Here is a 26,948-nt window from a genome sequence, read left to right as displayed (position 1 = left end):
ATGCGAGCCGCCGCCCTGTACTCGGCCGCCGGGTCCTTGCTCCTGACCACCCTCGCCGCCGCGCCTGCCACCGGTGCCTCGGGCGCCGTCGAGTCGACCGGCACCGCGCTGGCCGCGGCGCATGCCCGCGCGCGGGGCATCGACTTCGGGACGTGCCCCGACGCGCAGGACCTGCCCGGCACCATGGAGTGCGGCACGGTCTCCGTCCCGCTCGACTACGCGCACGCCGACGGCAAGCAGATCAAACTGACCGTCAGCCGCGCCCGCGCCACCCACAAGGACCCGCACAACAGCAAGCGCAGAGTCCCCCGCCAGGGCTCCCTGGTCTACAACCCGGGCGGCCCGGGCGCCTCCGGCCTCTACTTCCCGCTGATCGGCATGCTCCCCGAGTGGAAGCGCATCGCGTCGGCGTACGACCTCGTCGGCTACGCCCCGCGCGGGGTCGACAAGTCGGCACCGCTGTCCTGCGTCGACCCCAAGCGCTTCTTCAAGGGGCCCTCGCAGTCGCCGACGTACCCCTCGGAGTCGTACAAGAAGGAGCGCGTCGCGCAGGCCAAGGCCTACGCGCGCGGCTGCGCCAAGCGCTCCGGCAGCAAGCTCCGGTACTACACCTCCCTCAACAACGCCCGCGACCTGGACGTCCTGCGCGCGGCACTCGGCGAGGACAAACTGACGTTCATGGGCGCGTCCTACGGGACGTACTTCGGGGCGCTGTACGCGACGCTGTTCCCCTCGCACGTACGGCGGATGGTGTTCGACTCGGCGGTGAACCCGGACCCCGAGCAGATCTGGTACCGCAACAACCTCGACCAGTCGGCCGCGTTCGAGAGCCGCTGGGCGGACTTCCGGGAGTGGGTCGCCAAGCACGACGACGTGTACGGGCTCGGAGACACGGCCGAGAAGGTGCTGCTCAGCTACCGGAAGGCCGAGGCGCGGCTCGCCGAGAAGCCCGCGGGCGGCAAGGTGGGGCCGGCGCAGTTGCAGGGCGCGTTCCTGTCGGCCGGGTACTACGACGACTACTGGCCGCACCGTGCCGCCGCGCTGTCGTCGTATCTGAAGGGCGACCCGAAGCCGCTGATCTTGCAGGCCGCGTCGACGCCGGAGGCGGCTGCCGAGGCGGAGAACGGCAATGCGGTCTACACGGCCGTCGAGTGCAATGACGCGCCCTGGCCTACCGAGTGGAGTGTGTGGGACCGGGACAACACGCGGCTGGCGCGGGTGGCGCCGTTCGAGACGTGGGACAACGTGTGGATGAATCTGCCGTGCGCGTATTGGCCCGAGCCGCGTCAGCAGCCCCTCGATGTGCGGACCGGGCCGGGTGAGTTGCCGCCGGTGCTCATCCTTGCCGCCGAGCGGGATGCGGCTACACCGTATGACGGGGCGCTTGAGTTGCAACGGCGGTTGTCGGACTCGGTGTTGGTGACTGAGCGGGATGCCGGGACTCATGGGATCGCCGGTGGATCCAACAAGTGCGTCAACGGGTACCTGGACGACTACTTGTTGGAAGGGCGGTTGCCTGAGCGGCGCGCGGCTTGCGCGCCGCACCAGGAGCCGAAGCCGAGTCCTGCGCGGTCAGGTAGTAAGTAATCTGCGAGCCGGTGGGGGCTGGTCGCGCAGTTCCCCGCGCCCCTTTGGGGCGCTTACGCCAGGCCTGCTACCAAGTCGCCGATGTCCTTGCGGCGGCCCGTATAGAAGGGGACCTCTTCTCGGACGTGCATGCGGGCCTCGGAGGCTCGGAGGTGGCGCATGAGGTCGACGATGCGGTACAGCTCGTCGGCCTCGAAGGCCAGGAGCCATTCGTAGTCGCCGAGGGAGAAGGAGGCGACCGTGTTGGCGCGGACGTCCGCGTAGCCGCGGGCCATCTTGCCGTGGTCGGCGAGCATGCGGCGGCGGTCCTCGTCCGGGAGCAGGTACCAGTCGTAGGAGCGCACGAACGGGTACACGCTGATGTAGTTGCGCGGGGTCTCGTCGGCCAGGAAGGCCGGGATGTGCGAGCGGTTGAACTCGGCGGGGCGGTGAAGCGCCATGTTCGACCAGACCGGCTCCAGGGCGCGGCCCAGCTTCGTGCGGCGGAAGAGGTTGTACGCCTCCTGGAGCTGGTCGGCGGTCTCGGCGTGCCACCAGATCATGAGGTCGGCGTCGGCACGCAGGCCGGACACGTCGTACGTGCCGCGGACGGTCACGTCCTTCGCGGCGAGCTGGTCGAACAGCTCCTGGACCTCGTCGGCGTATCCGGCGCGGTCCTCGGGCAGCACATCCTTCAGCTTGAAGACGGACCACAGGGTGTAGCGGATGACCTCGTTGAGGTCCTTGGCCAGCTTGCCCTTGTTCGGGATACGGCCGGGCTCGGTGGTGGGGGCGTCGTCGCTCATGGGGCTATTCTCCCGCTCCGCCGGACGCGCTCGGCACCGGGTCGCCGGTCAGGCGGTCGACGGCCGCGTAGGCGCTCGCGATGGTCGCCGGGATGCCGACGCCATCGTAGGCCGCACCGCACACGGCGAGTCCTGGCAGCTTGCCGACGTGTTCGCGGACGCGGGCCACGCGCGCGTGGTGGCCGACCGGGTACTGGGGCAGGCCGTCGGTCCAGCGGGTGACGCGGGTCTCAAGAGGTGTGGCGTCGAGGCCGGTGGCCTCGCGCAGGTCGTGTCGGGAGACGTCGACCAGGCCGGTGTCCTCGCGCTCCAGGATCGTCGTCTCGCCGTACCGGCCGACGGATGTGCGCAGGACCAGCAGGTCCGGGTTCTCGTCGGCGACCCAGCCCCATTTCTGGGAGGCGAAGGTGGACGCCTTGATGGTACGGCCGTCGACGGGGGGCACCAAGAAGCCGCTGCCTTCGGGGAGTTCGATGTCGGCTCGGCGGTAGGCGAGGGTGACCAGGGCCATCGACGCGTACTCGACGGCGGTCAACTCGGCTGCGGCGCCGGGCGCTTCGGGGCGTAGCAGCTCGGCGGCAACCGGTGCGGGTACGGCGACGATCACCCCGTCGGCGTCGAGCACGCGGTCTCCGGCGACGATCCGCCAGCCCGACGCCCCGCTCCGGCGCAGCTCCGTCACCGGTGTCCCGGTGAGGATCTCGCCGCCCCGCGCGCGCACCGACTCCGCGACGGCGAGCGGGAGTTGGCCCACTCCGCCCTCGATGCCCATGAAGACCGGGCCGGTCTGCTGTGCGGCGGCGGCGCGCTCCTGGATGCCCCGGACGGCCTCGGTGAGGGAGTCATGGGTCCTCGCGGCCTGGAAGAGCTGGGGGACGGCGGAGCGCATCGAGATGCGGTACGCGTCGCCCGCGTAGACCCCGCCCAGAAGGGGTTCGACGAGGCGGTCGACGACCTCGCGGCCGAGGCGTGCCGCCACGTACTCGCCGACGGCCACGTCGTCGCCGACCTCCGTGCGGGGCAGGTCGGCGTCGCGCTCGATGCGGGCCAGGCCTTCGTGCGAGAGCACCCCGGACAGCGCGGACGCCGTGCCGGGGACGCCCATGACGTGGCCCTTGGGCATGGGGCGCAGGGCACCCCGGGTCCAGATCGACGCGGTGGCCGTGGCGGGCGGCTGGAGTCGGTCGGTGAGGCCCACCTCGCGGGCCAGCGCGACGGCCTCGGGACGGCGGGCCAGCATCGACTCGGCGCCGAGGTCCACGCGGGCGCCCGCGATCTCGCCGGGCAGCAGCTTGCCGCCGACCCGGTCCGACGCCTCGACGACCGTCACCCGCACGCCTCTGTCCAACAGCCGGTGTGCGGCGGCCAGCCCCGCGATCCCGGCGCCGATGACCACGACATGCCCTGTGCCCGTACGAGTCTCCACTTCGCGCATGTCACCAGCCTCTCAGACCGCACTGACACTCCGACTCCGGCCCGGTGTCCGGCTCGTTGTCCGGTGCGAGTCCCGACCGTGACCGCATCGGAACCGTTTCCCGCCAACGTCCCGCCCGGCCCCGGCGTCGGAGTTGCGTCAGTCGTCACGACGATCATCGGGGGTACCGCGACATGCGCGCACACCACTCCATACGCCCTGTCCAGGCCCTGGCCGGCCTTCTGCTCGCCTCGGCGCTCGCGCTGGCCGGCTGCAGCGGCGGCGCGAGCGAGAAGAGCGCCAGCGACTCCGGCGCAGGCGCCAAAGCGGTCGCTCCGGACACCGCCCAGCAGGAGGGCGCGTCCGGCAGCGGCAACACCAGGAACACCAAGTCCGTGCCCAAGCTCACCGCGAGCAGCATCATCCGTACGGCCTCGCTGTCCGTGCGGGTCAAGGACGTACCGAAGGCCCTGGACGAGGCCCGCACCACCACCGAGAACGCGGGCGGGTTCGTCGGCAACGAGACGACCACCCGCGACGGACAGGGCCACGAGCGCACCCGGGTCGTCCTGCGGGTGCCCACCGACAAGTACGACGAGGTCCTCGCCGACCTGGAGGGCGCGGGCAAGCTGCTCGACCGCACCGCGAAGGCGCAGGACGTCACCGACCAGGTCGTGGACGTGGAGAGCCGCATCACCTCGCAGCGGGCCAGCGTGGCACGCGTGCGTGAGCTGATGGACCGGGCCACCAAGCTCAGCGATGTGGTGGAGCTGGAGGGCGAGTTGAGCACCCGCGAGTCCGACCTGGAGGCGCTGCTCGCCCAACAGGCCTCCCTGAAGGACCGCACCAGCCTGGCCACCATCACCCTGTCCCTGTCGCAGACCCCGGTGGCGAAGCCCGCCGCGAAGGACGACACCCCCGGCTTCGTCGACGCCGTGGCGGGCGGCTGGCACGTCTTCGTGACGATGCTGCGCTGGATCGCCCTGGCGCTCGGCGCGGTGCTGCCGTTCGCGGCGGTGGCGGCGCTGCTGGTCGTCCTGTGGCTGCGTCTCGTACGGCCGCGTCGGGCTGCGACCGTGCCCGCTGCCGCCGCGGTGGGCCCGCTGCCGGCGGCCCCGCCGGTGCGCGAGGAGGAACAGGGCGGACAGGACTGAAATGATCGGCCCCCGTAGCGTGTTCGCATGGACATGAGCCGTGCGAGGGGTACCCGGGAACGACTGGTCGTCATCGGAGGCGACGCCGCGGGCATGTCCGCGGCGTCGCAGGCACGCCGCCTCAAGGGGCCGGACGAGCTGGAGATCGTGGCCTTCGAACGCGGCCACTTCACCTCGTACTCGGCGTGCGGCATCCCGTACTGGGTGGGCGGTGACGTCTCCGCGCCGGAGGAGTTGATCGCCCGCACTCCCGAGGAACACCGGGCGCGTGACATCGACCTGCGGATGCGGACCGAGGTCGTGGAGCTCGACGTCGCGGGCGGTCGGGTACGCGCGCGTGACGTCGATTCGGGGGCCGAGTCCTGGACGTCGTACGACAAGCTCGTGATCGGGACCGGGGCGCGGCCGATCACTCCGGACATGCCCGGTGTGGACGCCCCCGGGGTGCACGGGGTGCAGACGCTCGACGACGGGCAGGCGTTGCTCGACTCGCTGGCACGCACGCGTGGGCGTCGTGCTGTGGTGGTCGGGGCCGGGTACATCGGGGTGGAGATGGCGGAGGCGTTCGTCAACCGCGGGTATGAGGTCACCGTCGTCAACCGGGGCAAGGAGCCGATGTCCACGCTCGACCCGGACATGGGGCGCCTGGTGCACAAGGCGATGGAGGGCCTGGGCATCACCATGGTCAACGACGCCCGGGTGACCGAGCTGCTCACCGGGGACGACGGGCGGGTGCGGGCCGTGGTCACCGAGGACGCGGAGTATCCGGCGGACGTGGTGGTCCTGGGGATCGGGGTGCGGCCCGAGACGTCCCTCGCGAAAACTGCCGGGCTGCCGCTCGGGCAACACGACGGACTGCTCACCGACCTGGCGATGCGGGTGCGCGGGCACGAGAACATCTGGGCCGGGGGCGACTGCGTCGAGGTGCTCGACCTGGTCTCCGGGCAGGAGCGGCACATCGCCCTGGGGACGCACGCCAACAAGCACGGGCAGGTCATCGGCACCAATGCGGGCGGTGGTTACGCCACCTTCCCGGGGGTGGTCGGTACGGCCGTGAGCAAGGTGTGCGACCTGGAGATCGCCCGTACCGGGCTGCGCGAGAAGGACGCCCACCGCGCGGGGCTGCGGTTCGAGACGGTCACCATCGAGTCGACCAGCCGCGCGGGCTACTACCCGGCGGCGTCCCTGATGACGGTGAAGATGCTCGCCGAACGCCGTACCGGCCGTCTCCTGGGCGTGCAGATCGTCGGTCGTGAGGGCGCCGCGAAGCGTGTCGACATCGCGGCGGTCGCCCTCACGGCCCGTATGACGGTGGAACAGATGACGGCCCTGGACCTGGGCTACGCCCCGCCGTTCTCTCCGGTGTGGGACCCGGTCCTGGTGGCGGCACGCAAGGCGACCGCCAAGGTCCAGGCCGGACTTCGTTGAACGATTCCTACGCCGTGCCGTTGATGCGGTCTATGGCCTGCCGTGCCTGCTCGGCCGGCGGCCTGGCGGGCAGCGAGGAGACCGACGCGCTCGGCGGCATCATCGCAGCGGGCTGCGCGGCCGCAGGCTTCGCGTGGGCGCCCAACGCGTTGGACCGCAGCCTGTTGCTCACCGCCTCGTCCAGGGTCACCGGCCGCTGCATCTGCGCGGCAAGTCGGCCCGCCTCCTGACCGAGCCTGGCGACGTCCTCCCAGGGGAGGCGCACCACCAGGGAGATCTCGGCCTCGCCGTCCGGCGTGGCGGTCATCTGAGGAGTAATTCGGTCGTTCATCGCCTGTTCCTCACGTCGTCCCCGCGACACGCCTTCCCCGCACCGCGGGCGGTTGAGGAGTCATACGCACAGGCGGACGGCGGTGTTCACCGGTTCGCCGCGCGTATCGCGGGCACTAATCCCTTGTGGTCATCCCCGTCCATGACGTGAACCCGGTGCGCCGCACCCCTTGGGTGACGTATGCGCTCATCGCCGCGAACGTGCTCGTCTTCCTGTTCACCCCCGGAATGGCGGGTTCCGTGGCAGGCGGCAGCGACCTCGCGCAGCTGTGCCATCTGCAGGCGTTCCTGGACCACTACGCGGCCGTGCCGCGGGAGTTGATCCACCACCAGATGCCCCACCTCGTACCGACCGGCGCCGTCCAGGCGGGCCCCGGCGGCGCGGGCTGCGCCGTCGCCCCGCCGGCCTACGACAAGTCGGCCCCACTGAGCGTCTTCACCGCGATGTTCCTGCACGGCAGCTGGATCCACCTGCTGGGCAACATGCTGTTCCTGATGATCTTCGGCAACAACGTCGAGGACCGCATGGGCCACATCCGCTACACGCTCTTCTACGTAGTGTGCGGTTACGCGGCGGGCTACGGCTTCGCGCTGGTCAACGCGGACTCGACCGACCCGTTGATCGGTGCCTCCGGGGCGATCGCCGGTGTACTGGGCGCCTATCTGGTGCTGTACACGAAGGCACGGGTGTGGGTCCTGGTGCCGTTCCTGTTCTTCCTGCCGCTGCGCCTGCCGGCGTGGCTGGTGCTGGGCTTCTGGTTCGTGCTCCAGGCGTTCTACTCGTCCGGCGAGGGCGTCTCCGACGCGGGCACCGTGGCGTACGCGGCACACGTCGTCGGCTTCATCGCGGGCATGCTGCTGGCCTGGCCGCTCAAGGCGGGCACGCCCCCGCCGCCGGAACCGCGCGGCCTGCTGTTCGGCAGGCGGGCACGGCCCCGGCACACGTGGTGAGCGCTGTCAGCGGGCCGTCCGGGTGTGGACGTACTCGACGAGCCGGGTGAGCGAGTCCGGGTCGGTGGACGGCATCACGCCGTGCCCGAGGTTGAAGATGTGGCCCTCAAGGCCCTTCGCCGCTTCGAGGACCTCGTCGGTCTTCGCCTCGACGGCCTCCGTGGGGGCGAACAGGACGGTCGGGTCGAGGTTGCCCTGGAGCGCCTTGCCGGGGCCGACCCGGCGGGCGGCCTCGTCCAGCGCGACGCGGTAGTCGACGCCGACGACGTCCGCGCCGGCCTCGCCCATGAGCTGCAGCAGTTCGCCGGTGCCGACGCCGAAGTGGATGCGGGGGACGCCGTAGCCCTCGACCGCCTTGAGGACCTTCGCGGAGGCGGGGAGCACCGAGCGGCGGTAGTCGGCGGGGGCGAGAGCCCCTGCCCAGGAGTCGAAGAGCTGGACGGCGCTGGCGCCCGCCTCGATCTGGACCTTGAGGAAGACGGCCGTGATGTCGGCGAGGCGGTCGAGGATGTCGGCCCACAGCTCGGGGTCGCCGTACATGATCGCCTTGGCGTTCTCGTACGTGCGGGACGGGCCGCCCTCGATGAGGTAGCTCGCGAGGGTGAACGGGGCGCCGGCGAAGCCGATGAGGGGGGTGGAGCCGAGCTCGGCGGTCAGCAGGCCGATGGCCTCCGTGACGTAGGAGACGTCCTCGGGGGTGAGGTCGCGGAGCCGGTCCAGGTCGGCGCGGGTGCGGATCGGCTTCTCGACGACCGGGCCGACGCCGGGCTTGATGTCGAGGTCGATGCCGATGGCCTTGAGCGGGACGACGATGTCGCTGAAGTAGACCGCCGCGTCCACGCCGTGCCTGCGCACCGGCTGGAGGGTGATCTCGGCGACCAGCTCGGGGCGCGTGCAGGAGTCCAGCATCCCGATGCCCTCACGCGCCTTGTGGTACTCCGGCAGCGAGCGCCCGGCCTGCCGCATGAACCACACCGGTGTGTGCGGTACGGGCTCGCGCCTGGCCGCCTTCATGAAGGCGGAGTCGTAAGTGGCGGTCTGCTGCTGGCCCACGGGGCTCTGGTTGGCACTCACGGGGCAAGTCTCGCACGGCGGCAGAAGGCGATTACACGGTGTGCTGAACGGAAGAGCGGGTGTCTAGTCCCGCACGATGCCTCCGTTCCCCTTAATCTTCCCGCATGGCTGCGGCTCAGGGACGACTGTCGGACGGCGCTGACGGAATGGACGACTCCAAGGAGGGGGACCGGGATGGGGGCGGTACGGCTCCGCCGGCTTTCCAGGCCGCGGTCCAGGCCCTGCGGAACAGTCGGCTGCGGCCGCAGATCGAGATCGATCCGACGCCCGCGCCACAGCGGCTCGCCCCGTACGCGTACGCGCTGGAGGCCGCGGTCGTCGACGGCGACCAGGATCTGGCCGACGGCCGCCTGGTACTGCTGCACGACCCGGCCGGGCACGACGCCTGGCACGGCACGTTCCGGCTGGTGACGCTGGTGCGCGCCGAGCTGGAGCCGGAGATGGCGGCGGACCCGCTGCTGCCCGACGTGTGCTGGTCATGGCTGACCGGCGCGCTCCAGGCGCGCGGACTGACGTACGGCGAGCCGAGCGGCACCGTGACGCGGGCCAGCTCCCACTACTTCGGCGGGCTGTCCGAGCGCCCGTCCGCCTCCCAGATCGAGATCCGTGCCTCGTGGACGCCGCGCGAGGGGCTCGGCGGTGTCCCGGACACGGCGGCGCATCTGGCCTCCTGGTGCGATCTGCTGGCCCAGGTCGCGGGCCTGCCGCCGGCGGGTCCGGGCGACGCGTCCATCGTCACGCTGCCGCAGCGCCGGGGACCGCAGTCACGCTGAGCCTTACCCGAGGCACACCGAGGTCTTACCCGTCGCTTGCGGTGTCTTTGTCGATACGGCCACTTTCAATCAGGAGTGGCCCCTCGAACGAGCCGTTTCGTTCACCGAACGATCGACAGCGTGTCCGAATTGCACTGATTGCTACTCACTAAATCGTGATCTTTCTCTAAAGGACCGCGGGTTTGCTGCCGAAGACGACTGTGACCTTGAAAGTCGTCCCACACCCCAGGAGGCCTGGTGTCCGTTCTCCTCGAGCAGCCCGCAAGCCTGGTCGCCTACCGCCCGAACAAGCCGACCGCCATGGTGGTCGTGGCCGACCCGCGCGTCCGCTCCACCGTCACCCGCCACCTGTGGGCGCTCGGTGTGCGCGACGTCATCGAGGCCTCGTCCGTCGCGGAGGCTCGTCCCCGCATCGGCAACCCCCGCGACATCTGTGTGGCAGACGTCCACCTTCCCGACGGCTCCGGACTCACCCTGCTCTCCGAGACCAGAGCCGCAGGCTGGCCCAACGGACTGGCCCTGTCCGCCGCCGACGACATCGGTGCCGTGCGCAACGCCCTCGCGGGCGGCGTCAAGGGCTACGTCGTCACCGGCACCCGCACCAACGTCGGGCTCCCCACCCGACCCGGCGCCGCCCCCATCGGCTCCGCCGCCGCCCGTATGCACCGCCGCCCCCCGGGTTCCCCGAGCCACCCGGGTGGCTACCGCGAACTGTCCGGCCGTGAGGTCGAGGTCCTGCGCCTGGTCGCGGAGGGCCAGTCGAACAAGGCGATCGGCGTCTCCATGGGCCTGTCCGCACTGACCGTCAAGAGCCACCTCGCCCGCATCGCCCGCAAACTCGGCACGGGCGACCGCGCCGGCATGGTCGCGGTGGCCCTGCGCACCGGAATCATCCACTGACCCGTCCCGGAACCACGTCCCCACTCCCCCTCCCCGCCTCCCCTCCGAGCCGTGAACCGGATCTTTCACTTACCTGACTGGTTTACGACCCCCAGACGCCCGTCGACGGAACGTTCCGTCGGCGGGCGTTGTCCATACACGGATACCCTTGACAGGTGACCGACGCCCAAGAAACCGCAGCAGACAGCTCACTGCGAACCACCGGAGGCGCCCCTCCGGACGACGTCGAACCGGCGCCGATCCCTTTGCTCGAACCCCGCGAGGGCATTCCGCCCGTTATCGCCGACGAGGACGCCCTCGCCGAAGTGATCGCCGCCTTCGCCGCGGGCACGGGCCCCGTCGCCGTCGACGCCGAGCGCGCGTCCGGCTACCGCTACGGCCAGCGGGCCTATCTGGTGCAGCTGCGCCGTGAGGGCGCGGGCTCCGCACTGATCGATCCCGTCGCCTGCCCCGACCTCTCGGGCCTGGGTGAGGCCATCTCCGGCGTCGAGTGGGTGCTGCACGCCGCCACTCAGGACCTGCCCTGTCTGCGCGAGATAGGCATGGTGCCGACGCGGCTGTTCGACACCGAGCTGGCCGGGCGGCTCGCCGGATTCCCGCGGGTCGGTCTGGGCGCGATGGTCGAGAACGTCCTCGGTTTCGTCCTGGAGAAGGGACACTCCGCCGTCGACTGGTCCACCCGGCCGCTCCCCGAACCCTGGCTGCGGTACGCGGCCCTGGACGTGGAACTCCTCGTCGACCTGCGGGACGCCCTGGAGAAGGAGCTGGACCGGCAGGGCAAGCTGGACTGGGCCCGCCAGGAGTTCGACGCGATCGCGGCGGCACCGCCGGCCGAGCCCCGCAAGGATCCGTGGCGTCGTACGTCCGGGATGCACAAGGTACGGCGGCGTCGGCAGCTCGGTGTCGTGCGGGAGCTGTGGCAGACGCGGGACCGGATCGCGCAGCGGCGGGATGTGTCGCCGGGGAAGGTGTTGTCGGATGCGGCGATCGTCGAGGCCGCGCTGGCGCTGCCGCTGGATGTGCAGGCGCTTGCCGCGTTGAACGGGTTCGGGCATCGGATGGGGCGGCGGCAGCTGGAGCAGTGGCAGGCGGCCGTCGATCGGGCCAAGGCCCTTCCCGACTCCGCGCTGCCGCAGCCCGGTCAGCCGGTTACCGGGCCGCCGCCGCCTCGCGCTTGGGCCGACAAGGATCCTGAGGCTGCGGCTCGGTTGTCTGCGGCGCGCGCTGCGGTTTCTGCGGTGGCTGAGGGGCTGAACATGCCTCAGGAGAACCTCATTACTCCGGACACGGTTCGGCGGGTTTGTTGGGAGCCTCCGAAGAACGTGGATGCGGAGTCCGTGGGGGCTGCGCTTGCCGGGTACGGGGCTCGGGCCTGGCAGGTTGAGCAGGTGACGCCGGCTTTGGTGGACGCGTTGACCGCGAAGGCGCCGTAGGGTTCTGCGTTGTTTTGCGGGTGCGGGTCCGTTGTGGCTGGTCGCGCAGTTCCTCGCGCCCCTAAAGGCAAAAGGGCCCGGAAGCGGAACCTTGGCGTCGAGATCAAGCCAAGATCCTCAGGTGGTGCGTAGGGAACCGGGCGCGGCCGGGGTGTGACGTTCGCCGCTCCCGGCCCCGGGGCTGGGCAGCTTGGTTACCCACAAGTAGCATGGGTCCTGAGCGCGCGCTCAGCGCATCGCGGCAGTGCCGATCCCGCACCCTGGAGGAGAGCCAATCGTGCCTCGTACCGTCAGGGATGTCGTCTTCGTAGACGGCGTCCGTACCCCGTTCGGCAAGGCGGGCCCGAAGGGCATCTACCACGAGACCCGGGCCGACGACCTCGTCGTGAAGGCGATCCGGGAGCTGCTGCGCCGCAACCCCGGTCTGGACCCCGCGAAGATCGACGAGGTCGCGATCGCCGCGACCACGCAGATCGGTGACCAGGGGCTGACCCTGGGGCGGACCGCGGGCATTCTCGCCGGGCTGCCGCAGTCGGTGCCCGGTTACTCCATCGACCGCATGTGTGCGGGCGCGCTGACCGCCGTCACCACCACCGCGGGCTCCATCGCCTTCGGTGCCTACGACGCCGTCATCGCCGGTGGTGTCGAGCACATGGGCCGCCACCCCATGGGTGAGGGCGTGGACCCGAACCCGCGGTTCGTGAGCGAGAAGCTGGTCGACGACTCCGCGCTGTTCATGGGCATGACGGCGGAGAACCTGCACGACCGCTACCCGACGATCACCAAGCAGCGCGCCGACGAGTACGCGGTGCGCTCGCAGGAGAAGGCCGCCAAGGCGTACGCCAACGGCAAGATCCAGCAGGACCTGGTGCCGATCTCGGTGCGCAACACCAACGAGCAGGTGGGCGAGGTGGGTTGGGGTCTTGTCACCGCCGACGAGCCCATGCGGCCTGGGACGACCCTGGAGAACCTCGCCGGGCTGAAGACTCCGTTCCGTGTGCACGGGCGGGTCACCGCCGGCAACGCGGCCGGTCTCAACGACGGTGCCACCGCTTCGATCATCGCCAGCGAGGACTTCGCGCGCGAGCACAACCTGCCGGTGAAGATGCGCCTCGTCTCGTACGCCTTCGCGGGCGTCGAGCCGGAGGTCATGGGCTACGGCCCGATCCCGGCGACCGAGAAGGCGCTCGCCAAGGCGGGCCTCGGCATCGGTGACATCGGCCTCTTCGAGGTCAACGAGGCTTTCGCCGTACAGGTGTTGGCCTTCCTGGAGCACTACGGCATCGCGGACGACGACGAGCGCGTCAACCAGTACGGCGGCGCGATCGCCTTCGGTCACCCGCTGGCCTCCTCGGGCGTGCGCCTGATGACGCAGCTGGCCCGCCAGTTCGAGGAGCAGCCGAACGTCCGCTACGGCCTGACGACGATGTGCGTCGGCTTCGGCATGGGCGCGACGGTCATCTGGGAGAACCCGCACTTCGAGGGGGACAAGTGAGCACCACCACCGAGCTTCTGAAGGGTGCGGCCGAGCTGTTCCCGGGCGAGGTCGTGACGTCCGCGCACGTCCGCCACCTCGAACTGCCGTACAGCGCCGGGCGGTTCGCGCTCATCACGCTGGACAACGGCTTCGACCACACCAAGCCGACCACCTTCGGCCCGGCCTCGCTGGCGAATCTGAACACCGCCATCGACCAGGTCGAGAAGGAGGCGGCGGCCGGCGAGATCGTCGGTGTCGGCATCACCGGCAAGCCGTTCGTGTTCGCGGTCGGCGCGGACCTGAAGGGCGTCGAGCTCCTCAAGAACCACGACGACGCGCTCGCCATCGGCAAGGGCGGACACGAGGTCTTCAAGCGCCTCGCGGACATCGCGGTACCGACCTTCACGTACTACAACGGCGCGGCCATGGGCGGTGGCGTCGAGGTCGGTCTGCACTGCGAGTACCGCACGGTGTCGAAGCACATCGCGGCGTTCTCGCTGCCCGAGGTCTTCCTCGGTCTGGTCCCGGGCTGGGGCGGCTGCACGCTGCTGCCGAACCTGATCGGCGCCGAGAAGGCCGTCTCGGTGATCATCGAGAACAGCCTCAACCAGAACAAGCAGCTCAAGGGCCAGCAGGTCTTCGACCTCGGGATCGCGGACGCGCTCTTCGAGGGCGCCGACTTCCTGGAGCAGTCGCTGATCTGGACGGCGAACGTCCTCAAGGGCGAGATCAAGGTCGAGCGTCCGGCGATCGACCGCGGCGAGGCCTGGGACCAGGCCGTCGCCAAGGGCCGTTTCGTCGCGGACTCCAAGGTGCACGGCGCGGCTCCGGCCGCCTACCGCGCGCTCGACATCATCGGGGCCGCGAAGAACGGCGACCTCCAGCAGGGCTACGACGCCGAGGACCTGGCCCTTGCCGACCTGATCATGGGTGGCGAACTGCGCGCCGGTATCTACGCGTTCAACCTCGTCCAGAAGCGCGGCAAGCGTCCGGCGGGTGCGCCCGACAAGTCGCTGGCGCGTCCGGTCACCAAGGTCGGCGTGGTCGGCGCGGGTCTGATGGCCTCGCAGCTCGCCCTGCTCTTCCTGCGCCGCCTCGAAGTACCGGTCGTCCTCACGGACATCGACCAGGAGCGCGTCGACAAGGGTGTGGGCTACGTCCACGCCGAGATCGAGAAGCTGCTCGGCAAGGGCCGTATCAACCAGGACAAGGCCAACCGCCTCAAGGCCCTGGTGACCGGTGTCCTGGACAAGGCCGAGGGCTTCTCCGACGCCGACTTCATCATCGAGGCCGTCTTCGAGGAGATCGGCGTCAAGCAGCAGGTGTTCGCGGAGGTCGAGGCGGTCGCTCCGGCGCACGCGATCCTCGCCACCAACACCTCGTCCCTGTCGGTGTCGGAGATGGCGTCGAAGCTCAAGAACCCCGAGCGGGTCGTGGGCTTCCACTTCTTCAACCCCGTGGCGATTCTGCCCCTGTTGGAGATCGTGCGCGGCGAGCAGACGGACGACGCCTCGCTCGCGACCGCGTTCGCGGTGGCCAAGAAGCTGAAGAAGACTGCCGTGTTGGTGAAGGACGCCCCGGCGTTCGTCGTCAACCGCATCCTCACCCGCTTCATGGGTGAGATCCAGAACGTCATCGACGAGGGCACCCCGGTGGCCGTGGCGGAGAAGGCGGTCGAGCCGCTCGGCCTGCCCATGTCCCCGCTGGTGCTGCTGGAGTTGGTCGGTCCGGCCATCGGTCTGCACGTCTCGGAGACCCTCAACCGGGCCTTCCCGGACCGCTTCACGGTCTCCCCGAACCTCGCGGCCGTCGTCAAGGCGGGCAAGCGCGGCTTCTACGTCTACGACAGCGGGAAGCCGGAGTTGGACCCCGAGGTCGCCGCGCTGCTGAAGCAGGGCGACTCCGTGCTGACCGAGGAGCAGGTCCGCGACCGTGTCCTGGACGCGGTGGCCCAGGAGATCGGTCTGATGCTCGACGAGGGCGTCGTCGCCGAGGCCCAGGACATCGACCTCTGCCTGATCACGGGCGCCGGCTGGCCCTTCCACCTGGGCGGCATCACGCCGTACCTGGACCGGGAGGGTGTGTCGGAGCGGGTGAACGGGAAGCCGTTCCTGGCGCAGGGCGTGGCGAGCGTTCCGGCGTAACGACCGTCGTACGGACGTGACTTGGGGAGGGCCTCCACTTTCGGGCGGGGGCCCTCCTCTCGTTCACCGGGCTGGCGCGCACACTATTTCTCCGGCCACTGTTTACAAATACCTCACTGGTTGCGCATGATCGTGCGATCGTCCGCCGTTGGGACGGTTTCGACCGGGCAACAGCACTGCCCCGCCGCTGGGGCACGACCGACGAGGACTCGACGCAGGATGAGCCAAGTCTCGACGCCTCAGCACAGCGATTCCGACACACCCGCGCGGCCCGGGCGCAAGCGCCGCATCGGTCGGTGGATCCTGCTCTCCCTGGCCGTCCTGGTCCTCGCCGGAGCCGGTACCGCCTACTGGCTCTACAGCGGGATCGACGGCAACATCAAGCACGTCGACATCGACAAGGCGATCGGCGACGACCGGCCGGAGAAGCTGCCCACCTCGGGGCAGAACATCCTGATACTGGGCTCGGACTCCCGCGCCGGCGCCAACGCGAAGCTGGACGACGACAAGGTCGCCGGGGCCCGTTCGGACACCGTGCTGGTGATGCACATACCCGAGGGCCGCAAGAAGGCCGTCGCGATCAGCATCCCCCGCGACACCCTGGTGACCCGCCCGGAGTGCACCAGGAAGAACGGCTCCACGGTCGCCTCGGCGAAGCGCGTGATGTTCAACTCCATCTACTCCCAGGTCGGTCCGGCCTGTGTGGTGAAGACGGTGGAGCAGATCTCCGGGATCCGCATGGACCACTACGTCGAGGTCGACTTCGCCGGCTTCAAGGATCTGGTGGACGCGATAGGGGGCGTGACCGTCACCGTCGACGAGGACATCCACGACACCGTCAGCGGACTGAACCTGACCAAGGGCACCCACCGGCTGAACGGCACCGAGTCCCTCAAGTTCGTCCGCACCCGGTACGGCATCGGCGACGGCAGCGACCTCGGGCGCATCGGCCTCCAGCAGCAGTTCATGCTGGCCCTGCTCACGGAGATCCAGAAGCAGGACCTGCTGGGCAGCCCGGTCAAGGCGTACAAGATCGCCGACCAGCTCACCGCCGCGCTGACCACCGACTCCGACCTCGCCTCGCTCACCAAGCTCGCGGAGTTCGGCCGCAGCCTGAAGGGCATCAATCCGTCCACCATGGAGACGATCATGCTCCCGGTGTCGTACGACAGGATCGACCCGAACCGGGTGGTGGCGGCGCAGCCGCAGGACTCGACGCTGTGGAAGGCGATCCGCACCGACTCGACGATTCCCGAGTCGGCGAAGAAGTCACCGGCCACGGGCGGGAGTTAGTCCGTCCTGACGCGGCGGAACCAAGTGGTCGGTCAGACCTCCCGCCACGCCTCCAGCGCCAGCCCCGCCTCCTCCTTCCGCCGCGTGACCAGGAGTTGGCCGGTGGACGGGGACATCGTCGCCGCGGCGACCCGGTCGTCCTCGTCCAGGGTGAGGGAGACCTCGGCGTCCGCCGGGAGTTGGGGGCCCGACTCGGTCCACCAGGCGCCCGCGGCCTCCTGCTCCGTGGGGTACGCGGCGAAGGCGACCCGGCCACTGGCCGAGCGCTGGGCGAGCAACGTGCAGTCGTAGCCGTCGAGTTCGCAGCGGACGGCGGACACCGGGCCGGGGCCCGCGGAGGGCAGGAGGGTGATCGGCTTGGTGCCGGGGCGCCAGGCGCAGAGGTCGCCGGAGTCGTCCGTGTAGTACAGGGTGGTGTTCTCCGGGGAGGTGGCCAGGGCGCGGAGCGTGCCGGGGCGGATGCGGGCCTCCATCGCCTCCTCCAGCACCGGTTGTGCGCCCGGCTCCAGCTGGCGCCAGTGGAGGATCGCGCCGGGCACCGCCGCGTACAGCTCGACCGTGCCGGACTCCCCCGTCACCGCCGCGAGGTCCTCGTGGACGTCACTCCCCTTGAGGTCGCGCCAGGGTTCCCAGCCGCCCTTCTCCTTCTGGGCCAGCATGCTCACCCCGCCCGCCGTGTTGCGCACGAAGACATGGGCCCGGCCCTCCGCGTCGACCGCGATCGCCGGTACGCCGGTGCGGTCGCCCTTCTTGTCCGGGTGGCCGATCGGGCTCCAGTCGAGGGCCGCGAGCCGGGGGCGGAAGTGCGTGGAATGGACCAGTCCGGACTCGCCGGCCGCCGTGGGGCGCCAGGACACCAGATGGGCGTAACCGTCCGCGCCCTGTCCGATGCCGAGCAGCCCCGGGTGCAGCTTCTGGTCGCCGCCCACCTTGCGCGGGGCGCTCCAGAGGCCGCCGGGGCCGCGTTCCGCCCGGCACAGGACGGCGTCGCCCGAGGGCAGATACACACTGAGCCGGCCGTCGCGGCCGCGGAGGAGCCAGTCGCCGTTCACCGGTTCACTGTAATCGGGGCGGTCGCTTCCGCGCGGGGCGCCCCCGCCTCGCGTGCGACCCTTGCGCCATGGACGAGGACACTCCCCTGCTCGTGATCGTCGACGGCGCGAACGTCGTCGGGTCGGTGCCCGACGGCTGGTGGCGCGACCGGAAGGGTGCCGCCGAGCGCCTCCGTGACCGGCTCGCGAGCGACGGTCTGCCGGGCCGCACGGACCCCGTGGAGCTCGTCCTCGTGGTGGAGGGCGCGGCCCGCGGAGTGGAGTCCGTGCCGGGTGTACGGGTGGACTCGGCACCCGGCAGCGGCGACGACCGCATGGTCGAACTGGTCGCCGAGGCTGCCGGTCGGCCGTGCCTGGTGGTCACAGCGGACCGCGAACTGCGGTGCAGGGTGGCGGAGTTGGGGGCGGAGGTCACCGGGCCGCGCAGTGTGCGGGGGTGACGTGTACGTCATGCGGCCCGGTAAGTCCCCCGCGCGGAGCGGGATTTACCGGGCCGGACGGTCAACTGGCTTGCCTACGAGGCGTTTCCGGTCGGCGGTACCGCGGACTCGCCCGCCTCCGCCGCCTGTTGCAGGCCCAGGCGGCTGTGCGTGCGGCCGTAGAAGAAGTACACGGCGAAGCCGATGGCCATCCAGATGGCGAAGCGGAGCCAGGTTTCGGCGGGGAGGTTGAGCATCAGCCAGAGGGAGGCGAGGACCGAGACGATCGGGAGGGCAGGGACCAGGGGGGTGCGGAAGGAGCGGGGCAGGTCCGGGCGCTTGTTCCTCAGGATGACGACGCCGATCGCGACGACGATGAAGGCGAACAGCGTGCCGATGTTGACCAGTTCGGCGAGTTCGCTGAGGCTCGTGAAGCCCGAGACGATCGCGATGATCACGCCGAGGAGGATGGTCGGGCGGTACGGGGTGCGGAAGCGCGGGTGGACGTGCGAGAAGAAGCGCGGCAGGAGCCCGTCGCGGCTCATCGCGAAGAAGACGCGGGCCTGGCCGAGCAGCAGGATCATGCACACCGTCGTCAGGCCGATCGCGGCGCCGAAGCTGATCAGGCCCGCGAACCACGGGTGGCCGGTGGCCTTGAACGCGTCGGCGAGCGGTGCGTCGATCGACAGTGAGCTGTACTTCTGCATACCGGTCACGACGACCGCGACGGCGACGTAGAGCGTGGTGCAGATGACCAGCGAGCCGAGGATGCCGCGCGGCACGTCCCGCTTGGGGTTGCGGGTCTCCTCGGCGGCGGTGGCGACGACGTCGAAGCCGATGAAGGCGAAGAAGACCACCGAGGCGGCGGTGAAGATGCCCATGACGCCGAAGTTGGAGGGCGCCCAGCCGAACATCAGCTGGATGAGCGGGGCTTTGAGGTTGCCGCCCGCCTCCACGGCCTGCGACTTGGGGATGAAGGGCTTGTAGTTGTCGCCCTTGATGAAGAAGGCGCCGGCGACGATCACCACGAGGACGACGGCCACCTTGATGGCGACGACGACCGAGGTGACCCGCGCGGAGAGCTTCATGCCGAGGACGAGGATCGCGGTGAGGACGAGGACGAGCGCGGCGGCGAGGATGTCGAAGCCGAAGCCGTGGGCGCCGTCCCGGCCGCTGAGCGCCTCGGGCAGGTGCCAGCCCGCGTTGTCCAGCAGCGAGTGGATGTAGCCGGACCAGCCGACGGCCACCACCGCCGTGCCGAGGGCGAGTTCGAGGACCAGGTCCCAGCCGATGGTCCAGGCGGGGAGTTCGCCGAGCGAGGCGTACGAGAAGGTGTACGCCGAGCCCGCGACCGGGACCGTGGACGCGAACTCGGCGTAGCAGAGCGCCGCGAGGGCACAGACGACGCCGGCGACGACGAAGGACAGGGCCACCGCGGGGCCGGCGGTGTTCTTGGCGGCCGTGCCGGTGAGGACGAAGATGCCGGTGCCGATGACGACACCGACGCCGAAGACGGTCAGATCCAGGGCGGAGAGGGACTTTCGGAGCGCGTGCTCCGGTTCCTCGGTGTCCTTGATGGACTGTTCGACTCTCTTCGTCCGGAAGAGGGTGCTGCTCACGGGTGTACCTCCCACGCTTGGCGTCCTCGACATGATCGAGAGGGGGCGATGTGCGTATGCCCCGACGCGGGCGGGTTCACGCGAATGGGCCGCTTTCACCACTGCAAAGAGTGGTGGAAGCGGCCCGTTCAGCGGTGCGGCCGTGCCTCAGTCGCGTGCCGACTCCACCGAGTCGACCTCCGCCGTGGGGCGGTCGAAGCGGCCGTCCAGCTTGGAGACCAGGCCGGTCACCTGGCGGGCGATGTCCGGCGCGGTGAGGCCGATCTCCGTCATCACCTCGGCACGCGAGGCGTGGTCGAGGAAGCGCGGCGGGATGCCGAAGTCGCGGAGCGGAACATCCACTCCGGCGTCGCGCAGTGCCTGCGCGATCGACGAACCGACGCCGCCGACACGGGAGTTGTCCTCGACGGTGACGACCACCCGGTGCTGCTCCGCAAGGGGGGCCATGGCCTCGTCGACGGGCTTGACCCAGCGCGGGTCGACGACGGTGGTGGTGATGCCCTGCTTGTCGAGGAGGGCGGCGATCTCCAGGCACATGGGCGCCAGCGCGCCGACGGAGACCAGCAGGACGTCCGGGGCGTCGGTGCCGGGCGCGCGCAGCACGTCCATGCCGCCGATGCGGCCCACGGCGGGTACGGCGGGGCCGACCGCGCCCTTGGAGAAGCGGACCACGGTCGGCGCGTCCTTGACCTGCACGGCCTCGCGCAGTTGGGCGCGGACCTGCTCGGCGTCGCGCGGCGCGGCGAGCCGGAGGCCCGGGACGACCTGGAGGATCGACATGTCCCACATGCCGTTGTGCGAGGCGCCGTCGGTGCCGGTGACGCCGGCCCGGTCCAGGACGAAGGTCACCCCGCACTTGTGCAGGGCCACGTCCATCAGCACCTGGTCGAAGGCACGGTTGAGGAAGGTGGCGTAGACCGCGAAGACGGGGTGCAGTCCCCCGGTGGCGAGGCCCGCCGCGGAGACGGCGCCGTGCTGCTCGGCGATGCCGACGTCGTAGATGCGGTTCGGGAAGGCGTCGGCGAACTTCTTCAGGCCGACGGGCTGGAGCATCGCGGCGGTGATCGCGACGATGTCCTCGCGCTCCTGGCCCAGCGCGACCATCTCGTCGCCGAAGACGGAGGTCCAGTCGGCGCCGGAGGCCTTGATCGGCAGGCCGGTGTCGGGGTGGATGGGGCCGATGCCGTGGAAGCGGTCCGCCTCGTCCTGGAGGGCGGGCTGGTAGCCGCGGCCCTTCTCGGTGAGGACGTGGACGATCACCGGGCCGCCGAAGCGCTTGGCGCGGGCGAGCGCGGACTCCATCGCCTCGATGTCGTGGCCGTCGATCGGGCCGACGTACTTCAGGCCGAGGTCCTCGAACATGCCCTGCGGGGCGATGAAGTCCTTCAGGCCCTTCTTCGCGCCGTGCAGCGTCTCGTAGAGGGGCTTGCCGACGACCGGGGTGCGCTCCAGGAGGTCCTTGCCGCGGGCCAGGAAGCGCTCGTAGCCGTCGGTGGTCCGCAGGGTCGCCAGGTGGTTCGCGAGGCCGCCGATGGTCGGTGCGTAGGAGCGCTCGTTGTCGTTGACGACGATGACGAGCGGGCGGTCCTTGGCGTCGGCGATGTTGTTCAGCGCCTCCCAGGCCATACCGCCGGTCAGCGCGCCGTCACCGATGACCGCGACCACGTGGTCGTCGCGTTTCAGCACCTGGTTGGCCTTGGCGAGGCCGTCGGCCCAGCCGAGGACCGTGGAGGCGTGCGAGTTCTCGATGACGTCGTGCTCGGACTCGGCCTGCGAGGGGTAGCCGGACAGGCCGCCCTTCATCTTCAGCTTGGAGAAGTCCTGGCGGCCGGTGAGCAGCTTGTGCACGTAGGACTGGTGGCCGGTGTCCCACAGCACCCGGTCCTTCGGCGACTCGAAGACGCGGTGCAGGGCGATGGTCAGCTCGACCACACCGAGGTTCGGGCCGAGGTGGCCGCCGGTCTTGGAGACGGCGTCGACGAGGAAGGTCCGGATCTCCTCGGCCAGCTGGTCCAGCTGCTCCAGGCTGAGCCGGTCCAGATCGCGCGGTCCCCTGATGCGGGTCAGCAGCGGCACCCGTGCCTCCTTGCGAGTAGAGCTGTTCGAGCTGTTGCCGGGCTTGTCGAGTCTAATGTTCCGTCTTTGCGGACCGCGCCCGGGCTGTGCGTCATACGTCACGCGATCGGCTGTACCCAAGAACAGCCATTCCTACGACATGACTGTGCCCGGTACCGCCTTCGGTACCGGGCACAGGTCTGAAAGCGCGCAGGTCAGCCGCGACCGGCGGCCTTCTGGCTCTTGCGGGACACGGAGTCGATGACGACCGCGCCGAGCAGGACGCCACCCGTGATCATGTACTGGATCGACGTGTTCATGTTGAGCAGGTCGAGGCCGGTCTGGATCGACTGGATGACGAGCATGCCCAGCAGGGCGGACCAGACGGTGCCGCGGCCTCCGAAGAGGCTCGTACCGCCGATGACCGCCGCCGCGATGGCCAGCATCAGGGTGTTGCCGCCACCGGCGTTCAGCGTGGCGCTCTGCGTCTGGCCGGCGAAGAACATACCGCCGACCGCCGCGAAGCCGCCGGAGATGGCGAACACGGTGATCCGGATCATGGACACGTTGATACCGGCACGGCGCGCGGCCTCGATGCCGCCGCCGACCGCGAAGACCTTGCGGCCGTACGGGGTACGACGCAGGACGAAGTCCACGATCACCAGGGAGGCGAGGAAGATCACCAGCGAGTTGGAGACACCGGCCGACGAGTTCAGCACGGCCGCGGTGACGAACGCCGCCACGGCGAGCAGACCGACCCGCAGACCGATCTCGCTGGTGGGCCGGAACGGCACCCCGGCGGCCTTGCGGCGGCGCTGCTCGACGAGTGAGCCGTAGGCCAGGGAGGCGGTGCCGAGCGCGGCCAGGATGTAGGCACCGGCGATCGACTGGTCCATGAAGAAGGAACCCTGGCCGAGCAGGTGCACGGGACCGCTGTCCGGGATGTTGATGGTGCCGCTCGAACCGAGCAGCCACAGCATCAGACCGTTCCAGCCGAGGAAGCCGGCCAGGGTGACGACGAACGCCGGTACGCCGATCCTCGCGAAGAAGAAGCCGTGCAGCGCGCCGATGCCGACACCCGTGACGATGGTCAGGACCAGCGCCAGCCAGCCGTTCATCCCGTGGTTGACCACGAAGACGGCGAACAGGGTGGACGCCAGACCGCTGACCGAGCCGACGGACAGGTCGATCTCGCCGAGCAGCAGCACGAAGACCAGGCCGATGGCGAGCATGCCGGTGGCCGACAGGTAGTAGCTGATGTTGGACAGGTTGTCCGCGCTCAGGAACCGGCTGTTCTGCGACTGGAAGATGATGCCGATGACGATCAGGCCGGCGATGACCGGCAGGGAGCCGAGTTCACCGCCCTTGACCTTGCGCTTGAACTCGGTGATGTAGCCCTTGTAGCCCTCTTCGCGGACCAGCAGACGCGGGTCGACGACGGTGGCGGCACCGGCCGCTGCCGTGGGGTCCTCGGTGGGAGCCGCGGTGGTCGGTTCCACCGCGTCCTTCTTCACGGTGTTGGACGTGTCGCTCACTTTGCCGCCTCCGTGCTGCGCACCGCACGACGGGTCACGGCGTTGTCCGTGGCACCGGTGATCGCGGCGATGATCGTTTCCTGACTGGTGTCCTTCACCGGGAAGGAGCCGTTGTTCTTGCCCAGGCGCAGCACGTTGACGGTGTCGGCGACCGCCTTGACGTCGGCCATGTTGTGGCTGATGAGGATGACGCCGAGGTTGCGCTCGCGCAGCCGCTCGACCAGGTCGAGGACCTGGGCGGTCTGCTCGACGCCGAGGGCGGCGGTGGGCTCGTCGAGGATGACGACCTTGGGGTCACCGATCAGCGCGCGGGCGATGGCGACGACCTGTCGCTGACCACCGGAGAGGCTGGCGATCGGGATGCGCACGCTCGGGATGCGGATGGAGAGCGTGCTCAGCAGCTCACGGGAGTTCTTCTCCATCGTGACCTCGTCGATGACCCCGTGACGCAGCAGCTCGCGTCCGAGGTAGAGGTTGCCGACGACATCGAGGTTGTCGCACAGCGCGAGGTCCTGGTAGACCGTCGCGACGCCGAGTCCCTGGGCGTCGTGCGGCTTGTTGATGCTGACCGGCTTGCCCTCCCACTCGATGACTCCCTCATCGATGGGATGCACCCCGGCGATGGTCTTCACCAGGGTGGACTTTCCTGCGCCGTTGTCGCCGACCAGTGCGACGACTTCTCCGGCGTGGACCTCCAGCTCTACTTCGGTGAGGGCCTGCACCGCACCGAATCGCTTGGAGACTCCGCGCAACGCCAGCACGGGCGTAGCGGACACGTTAACCATCTCCTTCGCCGCCTGACCGGCGGGGATGCCGCGCTAGTCAAAAGCCGCGGAGGGTTGTGCCTAGGCACAGATTTACAAGATGAACATGCGCGCGGCCGATGCCTGTTGGCAACGGCTGCGTTCGCACGGGTTCCGATCGGCGCCCGCCCCACAGCGGGGTTTGAGGGTGGGGCGGACGCCGAAGGGGCTTTGTCACCGCTGGGCGGTGGTTAGGACAGACCGGCCTTCTTGCACGCCGCGGCGTAGTCGGCGGTGCAGATCTGCGCGACGGTGTAGAGACCGTCCTTGATGACCGTGTCCTTGATGTTGGCCTTGGTGACCGACACCGGGACGAGCAGCTGCGAGGGCACCTTGTTGCCGGAGCCGCTGGTCTGGGTCGTGGTGGCGAGCGAGGTGATGCTCTTGCCCTGCGCCAGGTCCACGGCGAGCGTGGCGGCCGCCTCGGCCTCCGGCTTGAAGGCCTTGTAGACGGTGCTGGACTGGGTACCGGCGACGATGCGCTGGATACCGGCGAGCTCCGCGTCCTGACCCGTCAGCGGGATGCCGCTGATGCCGGCGCCCTTGAGGGCGGTGGCGATACCGCCGGCCATGCCGTCGTTGGCGGAGTAGACGCCCGCGATGTTCTTGGCGCCGAGCTGGGTGATGGCCGCCGTGACCTTCTGGTTGGCGACGGTGTCCTTCCACAGGCCGGACTGCTCGTAGGCGATGTCGACCTTGCCGTCGAGGGCCTCGTGGGCGCCCTTCTTGAACATCGCGGCGTTCGGGTCGGCGTCGTCACCGTTGATCATGACGATCTTGGACTTCGTGGTGGCCTTCGAGCCCAGCGAGGTGAGGAGCGCCTCGCCCTGGAGCTTGCCGACCTCGACGTTGTCGAAGGAGACGTACGCGGAGACCGGGCCCTGGGCCAGACGGTCGTACGCGACGACCTTGATGCCCTTGTTGACCGCCTGCTGGATCGAGGACTTGATCGCGGCGGAGTCCTGGGCGCTGATCACGATGACCTTGACGCCCTTGGTGATCATGCTGCTGACCTGCTGGGCCTGGGTGGCCGCGCTGGCGTTCGCGTTGTTGTACTCGACGGTGCAGCCGGAGCAGAGCTCCTTGACCTTGGCCTCGAAGTACGGCTTGTCGAACTTCTCGTACCGCGTGGTGACACTGTCGGGCAGAAGCAGACCGATCTTGGCGTTGGTGCCGCCCGACGAGCTGGAGCTGCTGTCGGACTTCTTGTCGTCGCCGGCCTTGCCACAGGCGGCCATCGAGACGGCCATCGTGGTGGCGATAAGAGCAACGGCGGCACGACGCATACGCGTGTTCACTGTGAAACCTCCCTGACGAGGCCGCGTCGTTGCGGCCGAGGTGGCTGGAAGCCAACTCGGCCGCGCGTTCGGCGTCAAGAAGTAAATACTTAACGAGATGGCAACGGCGTCGTGCGTTCTCTAAGTGAAGGCAGGTGTCGCTGTAGTCAGCGACCCGTCCAAAAGGGTCGAATCGCCCATCTCGCTGAGTGCGAGAGCAAGCGCTCCGAGCACCTCCGCACGGCCTCCAAGTGCACCCGGGAGAACGGACAGTTGACGCGCCGCACTGGGGATCGCATAGCGGCCTACAGACTCCCTGATCGGCCCGAGCACCAGCTCACCGGCCTCGGCGAGATCGCCACCGAGGACCACTCGGCTCGGGTTCAGCAAATTGCAGAGATTGGCGACTCCACTGCCGATGTGTCGGCCGACGTCGGCGATCACCCGACGGCAACCAGGGTCTCCGTCCCGTGCCAGCCGTACGACTCCTTCCATGGTCAGGTCGGTGCCGTGACTGCTCTGGAGGAGTGGCAGCACATAGCGCGCGGCCGTGAAGGTCTCCAGGCAGCCCCGGTTTCCGCAGCGGCAGACAGGGCCGGACTCATCAAGAGTAATATGCCCGATTTCTCCCGCTGTGCCACCCGGGCCCCGGTAGATCTTGCCGTTGATGACCAGTCCGGCGCCGACACCGCTCGCGACCTTGATGTACGCCAGGTCCCTGACGCCCCGCCCGCTGCCCCAGACCAGCTCACCGAGGGCGCCCAGGTTGGCGTCGTTGTCCACGTGCACCGGTACACCCAGACGGCTGCCCAGCTCCTCGGCGGGTCTGGTGCCCGACCAGCCCGGCAGGATGGCGCTGGAGCCCAGGGTGCCCGACTCCAGGTCGATCGGTCCGGGCACACCGAGGCCCACCCCGGCGATCTTGGACCGGTCCACTCCGGTGGCCGCGATCAGTCGGTTGACCAGCTCTTCCGCCCGGTCGAAACCCTGGTTCGAGGAGGCGTCCACATCGAGCGGCTCGGACTCCTCGGCCAGCACCTGGTGGGCGAGATTCCCGACCGCGACGCGCAAATGCGTGTGCCCGAAGTCGACGCCGATGACAATGCCGGCGTCCCCGCTCAGGGACACGCTGCGGGCCCTGCGGCCACCCGCCGAAGTGGGTGTGACCTCGACCGTTCCGCCGTCCTTGAGCTCGCGCACGATGTTGGAGACCGTCGCAGCGGACAGGCCCGTCGTCCTCGCGATCTCCGCCTGCGTCAACGACCCGGCCAACCGCACCGCTCGGACGACCCGCTCGAGATTGGCTCGGTGCAGTGACGACTGCGACCCGGGAGTCTCCACGACGACCTCCTGCGCGCGGGACCGCATCGATGAGGCCCCGTCTATGTCCAACTAGTGAACTCTAAGCTGAGCCGTTCGGGTCGCCTCCCGTCAAGAGGTTGAAC

22 protein-coding genes are annotated in these 26,948 nt (G+C 69.6%); 11 read left to right on the top strand and 11 right to left on the bottom strand.

Annotation, left to right across the window (positions count from 1 at the left end; all coding sequences use genetic code 11):
* Entirely contained in the window at positions 1 to 1,587 is a 1,587-nt protein-coding gene (locus OO70_RS31120) for an alpha/beta hydrolase (RefSeq protein ID WP_043678368.1), read from the top strand.
* Positions 1,588 to 1,640: 53 nt separating this feature from the next.
* Here the strand turns inward: OO70_RS31120 and hemQ are convergent, their stop codons facing one another.
* Entirely contained in the window at positions 1,641 to 2,372 is a 732-nt protein-coding gene (hemQ, locus tag OO70_RS31115; protein WP_043678366.1) for a hydrogen peroxide-dependent heme synthase, read from the bottom strand.
* Positions 2,373 to 2,376: 4 nt separating this feature from the next.
* Complete coding sequence (gene hemG, locus OO70_RS31110) at positions 2,377 to 3,807, bottom strand: protoporphyrinogen oxidase (protein ID WP_043678364.1); 1,431 nt, start codon at positions 3,805 to 3,807, stop codon at positions 2,377 to 2,379.
* A 173-nt stretch (positions 3,808 to 3,980) separates the two neighbouring features.
* Between hemG and OO70_RS31105 the strand changes: the two genes are divergently transcribed.
* Together OO70_RS31105 and OO70_RS31100 are read left to right on the top strand one after the other, a co-directional pair.
* Positions 3,981 to 4,940, top strand: coding sequence for a DUF4349 domain-containing protein (locus OO70_RS31105; protein WP_043678361.1), 960 nt, complete (start codon positions 3,981 to 3,983; stop codon positions 4,938 to 4,940).
* A gap of 27 nt (positions 4,941 to 4,967) precedes the next feature.
* Complete coding sequence (locus OO70_RS31100; protein WP_043678360.1) at positions 4,968 to 6,368, top strand: FAD-dependent oxidoreductase; 1,401 nt, start codon at positions 4,968 to 4,970, stop codon at positions 6,366 to 6,368.
* A 7-nt stretch (positions 6,369 to 6,375) separates the two neighbouring features.
* Here OO70_RS31100 and OO70_RS31095 read toward each other — a convergent pair whose 3' ends face one another.
* The gene (locus OO70_RS31095; RefSeq protein ID WP_043678358.1) at positions 6,376 to 6,699 is read right to left on the bottom strand and encodes a hypothetical protein; all 324 of its coding nucleotides are present in this window, start codon (positions 6,697 to 6,699) and stop codon (positions 6,376 to 6,378) included.
* Between the two features lie 125 nt (positions 6,700 to 6,824).
* On the opposite strand from OO70_RS31095, the gene OO70_RS31090 reads away from it, so the two are divergent.
* Positions 6,825 to 7,649 (top strand): rhomboid family intramembrane serine protease, encoded by an 825-nt coding sequence (locus tag OO70_RS31090; RefSeq protein WP_043678357.1) that lies wholly within the window; start codon positions 6,825 to 6,827, stop codon positions 7,647 to 7,649.
* Positions 7,650 to 7,655: 6 nt separating this feature from the next.
* Here the strand turns inward: OO70_RS31090 and hemE are convergent, their stop codons facing one another.
* The gene (hemE, locus tag OO70_RS31085) at positions 7,656 to 8,723 is read right to left on the bottom strand and encodes a uroporphyrinogen decarboxylase (RefSeq protein ID WP_043678354.1); all 1,068 of its coding nucleotides are present in this window, start codon (positions 8,721 to 8,723) and stop codon (positions 7,656 to 7,658) included.
* 104 nt (positions 8,724 to 8,827) lie between these two features.
* Between hemE and OO70_RS31080 the strand changes: the two genes are divergently transcribed.
* From OO70_RS31080 to OO70_RS31055, 6 genes are all read left to right on the top strand, one after another.
* On the top strand, positions 8,828 to 9,496 hold the full coding sequence (locus OO70_RS31080) for a DUF3000 domain-containing protein (protein ID WP_078623169.1): 669 nt from the start codon (positions 8,828 to 8,830) through the stop codon (positions 9,494 to 9,496).
* Positions 9,497 to 9,733: 237 nt separating this feature from the next.
* The gene (locus OO70_RS31075) at positions 9,734 to 10,396 is read left to right on the top strand and encodes a response regulator transcription factor (protein WP_030605794.1); all 663 of its coding nucleotides are present in this window, start codon (positions 9,734 to 9,736) and stop codon (positions 10,394 to 10,396) included.
* Between the two features lie 155 nt (positions 10,397 to 10,551).
* A complete protein-coding gene (locus tag OO70_RS31070; RefSeq protein WP_078651624.1) occupies positions 10,552 to 11,829 on the top strand; it encodes a ribonuclease D in 1,278 nt (425 codons plus the stop codon).
* A gap of 277 nt (positions 11,830 to 12,106) precedes the next feature.
* Entirely contained in the window at positions 12,107 to 13,324 is a 1,218-nt protein-coding gene (locus OO70_RS31065; RefSeq protein ID WP_043678346.1) for a thiolase family protein, read from the top strand.
* Positions 13,321 to 15,450, top strand: a complete 2,130-nt coding sequence (locus OO70_RS31060; protein WP_043678344.1) for a 3-hydroxyacyl-CoA dehydrogenase NAD-binding domain-containing protein — start codon at positions 13,321 to 13,323, stop codon at positions 15,448 to 15,450. The genes OO70_RS31065 and OO70_RS31060 overlap by 4 nt, the downstream gene beginning before the upstream one ends.
* A 219-nt stretch (positions 15,451 to 15,669) precedes the next feature.
* Positions 15,670 to 16,743, top strand: a complete 1,074-nt coding sequence (locus OO70_RS31055) for an LCP family protein (RefSeq protein ID WP_043678342.1) — start codon at positions 15,670 to 15,672, stop codon at positions 16,741 to 16,743.
* Positions 16,744 to 16,775: 32 nt separating this feature from the next.
* Here the strand turns inward: OO70_RS31055 and OO70_RS31050 are convergent, their stop codons facing one another.
* The gene (locus tag OO70_RS31050; RefSeq protein ID WP_043678340.1) at positions 16,776 to 17,795 is read right to left on the bottom strand and encodes a hypothetical protein; all 1,020 of its coding nucleotides are present in this window, start codon (positions 17,793 to 17,795) and stop codon (positions 16,776 to 16,778) included.
* Positions 17,796 to 17,863: 68 nt separating this feature from the next.
* Here OO70_RS31050 and OO70_RS31045 point away from each other — a divergent pair, with 68 nt between their 5' ends.
* Complete coding sequence (locus OO70_RS31045; protein WP_043678338.1) at positions 17,864 to 18,235, top strand: PIN domain-containing protein; 372 nt, start codon at positions 17,864 to 17,866, stop codon at positions 18,233 to 18,235.
* 74 nt (positions 18,236 to 18,309) lie between these two features.
* Here OO70_RS31045 and OO70_RS31040 read toward each other — a convergent pair whose 3' ends face one another.
* The 6 genes from OO70_RS31040 to OO70_RS31015 form a co-directional block, all read right to left on the bottom strand.
* Positions 18,310 to 19,833: an amino acid permease gene (locus OO70_RS31040; protein WP_043678336.1), complete on the bottom strand. Its 1,524-nt coding sequence runs from the start codon at positions 19,831 to 19,833 to the stop codon at positions 18,310 to 18,312.
* Between the two features lie 147 nt (positions 19,834 to 19,980).
* A complete protein-coding gene (gene dxs, locus OO70_RS31035; RefSeq protein ID WP_043678334.1) occupies positions 19,981 to 21,909 on the bottom strand; it encodes a 1-deoxy-D-xylulose-5-phosphate synthase in 1,929 nt (642 codons plus the stop codon).
* A gap of 194 nt (positions 21,910 to 22,103) precedes the next feature.
* Positions 22,104 to 23,423 (bottom strand): sugar ABC transporter permease, encoded by a 1,320-nt coding sequence (locus OO70_RS31030; protein ID WP_043678332.1) that lies wholly within the window; start codon positions 23,421 to 23,423, stop codon positions 22,104 to 22,106.
* Entirely contained in the window at positions 23,420 to 24,208 is a 789-nt protein-coding gene (locus tag OO70_RS31025; protein WP_063749751.1) for an ATP-binding cassette domain-containing protein, read from the bottom strand. The genes OO70_RS31030 and OO70_RS31025 overlap by 4 nt, the downstream gene beginning before the upstream one ends.
* Positions 24,209 to 24,417: 209 nt before the next feature.
* Positions 24,418 to 25,512: a sugar ABC transporter substrate-binding protein gene (locus tag OO70_RS31020; RefSeq protein ID WP_043678326.1), complete on the bottom strand. Its 1,095-nt coding sequence runs from the start codon at positions 25,510 to 25,512 to the stop codon at positions 24,418 to 24,420.
* A gap of 132 nt (positions 25,513 to 25,644) precedes the next feature.
* Positions 25,645 to 26,844 carry an ROK family transcriptional regulator gene (locus tag OO70_RS31015; protein ID WP_043678324.1) on the bottom strand — a complete coding sequence of 400 codons (1,200 nt, stop codon included), beginning with the start codon at positions 26,842 to 26,844 and terminating at the stop codon, positions 25,645 to 25,647.
* Positions 26,845 to 26,948: the final 104 nt, after the last annotated feature.

The organism is Streptomyces xylophagus (assembly GCF_000716435.1).
Taxonomy (GTDB): domain Bacteria; phylum Actinomycetota; class Actinomycetes; order Streptomycetales; family Streptomycetaceae; genus Streptomyces; species Streptomyces xylophagus.
This window is presented reverse-complemented; position numbering and strand designations above follow the sequence as displayed.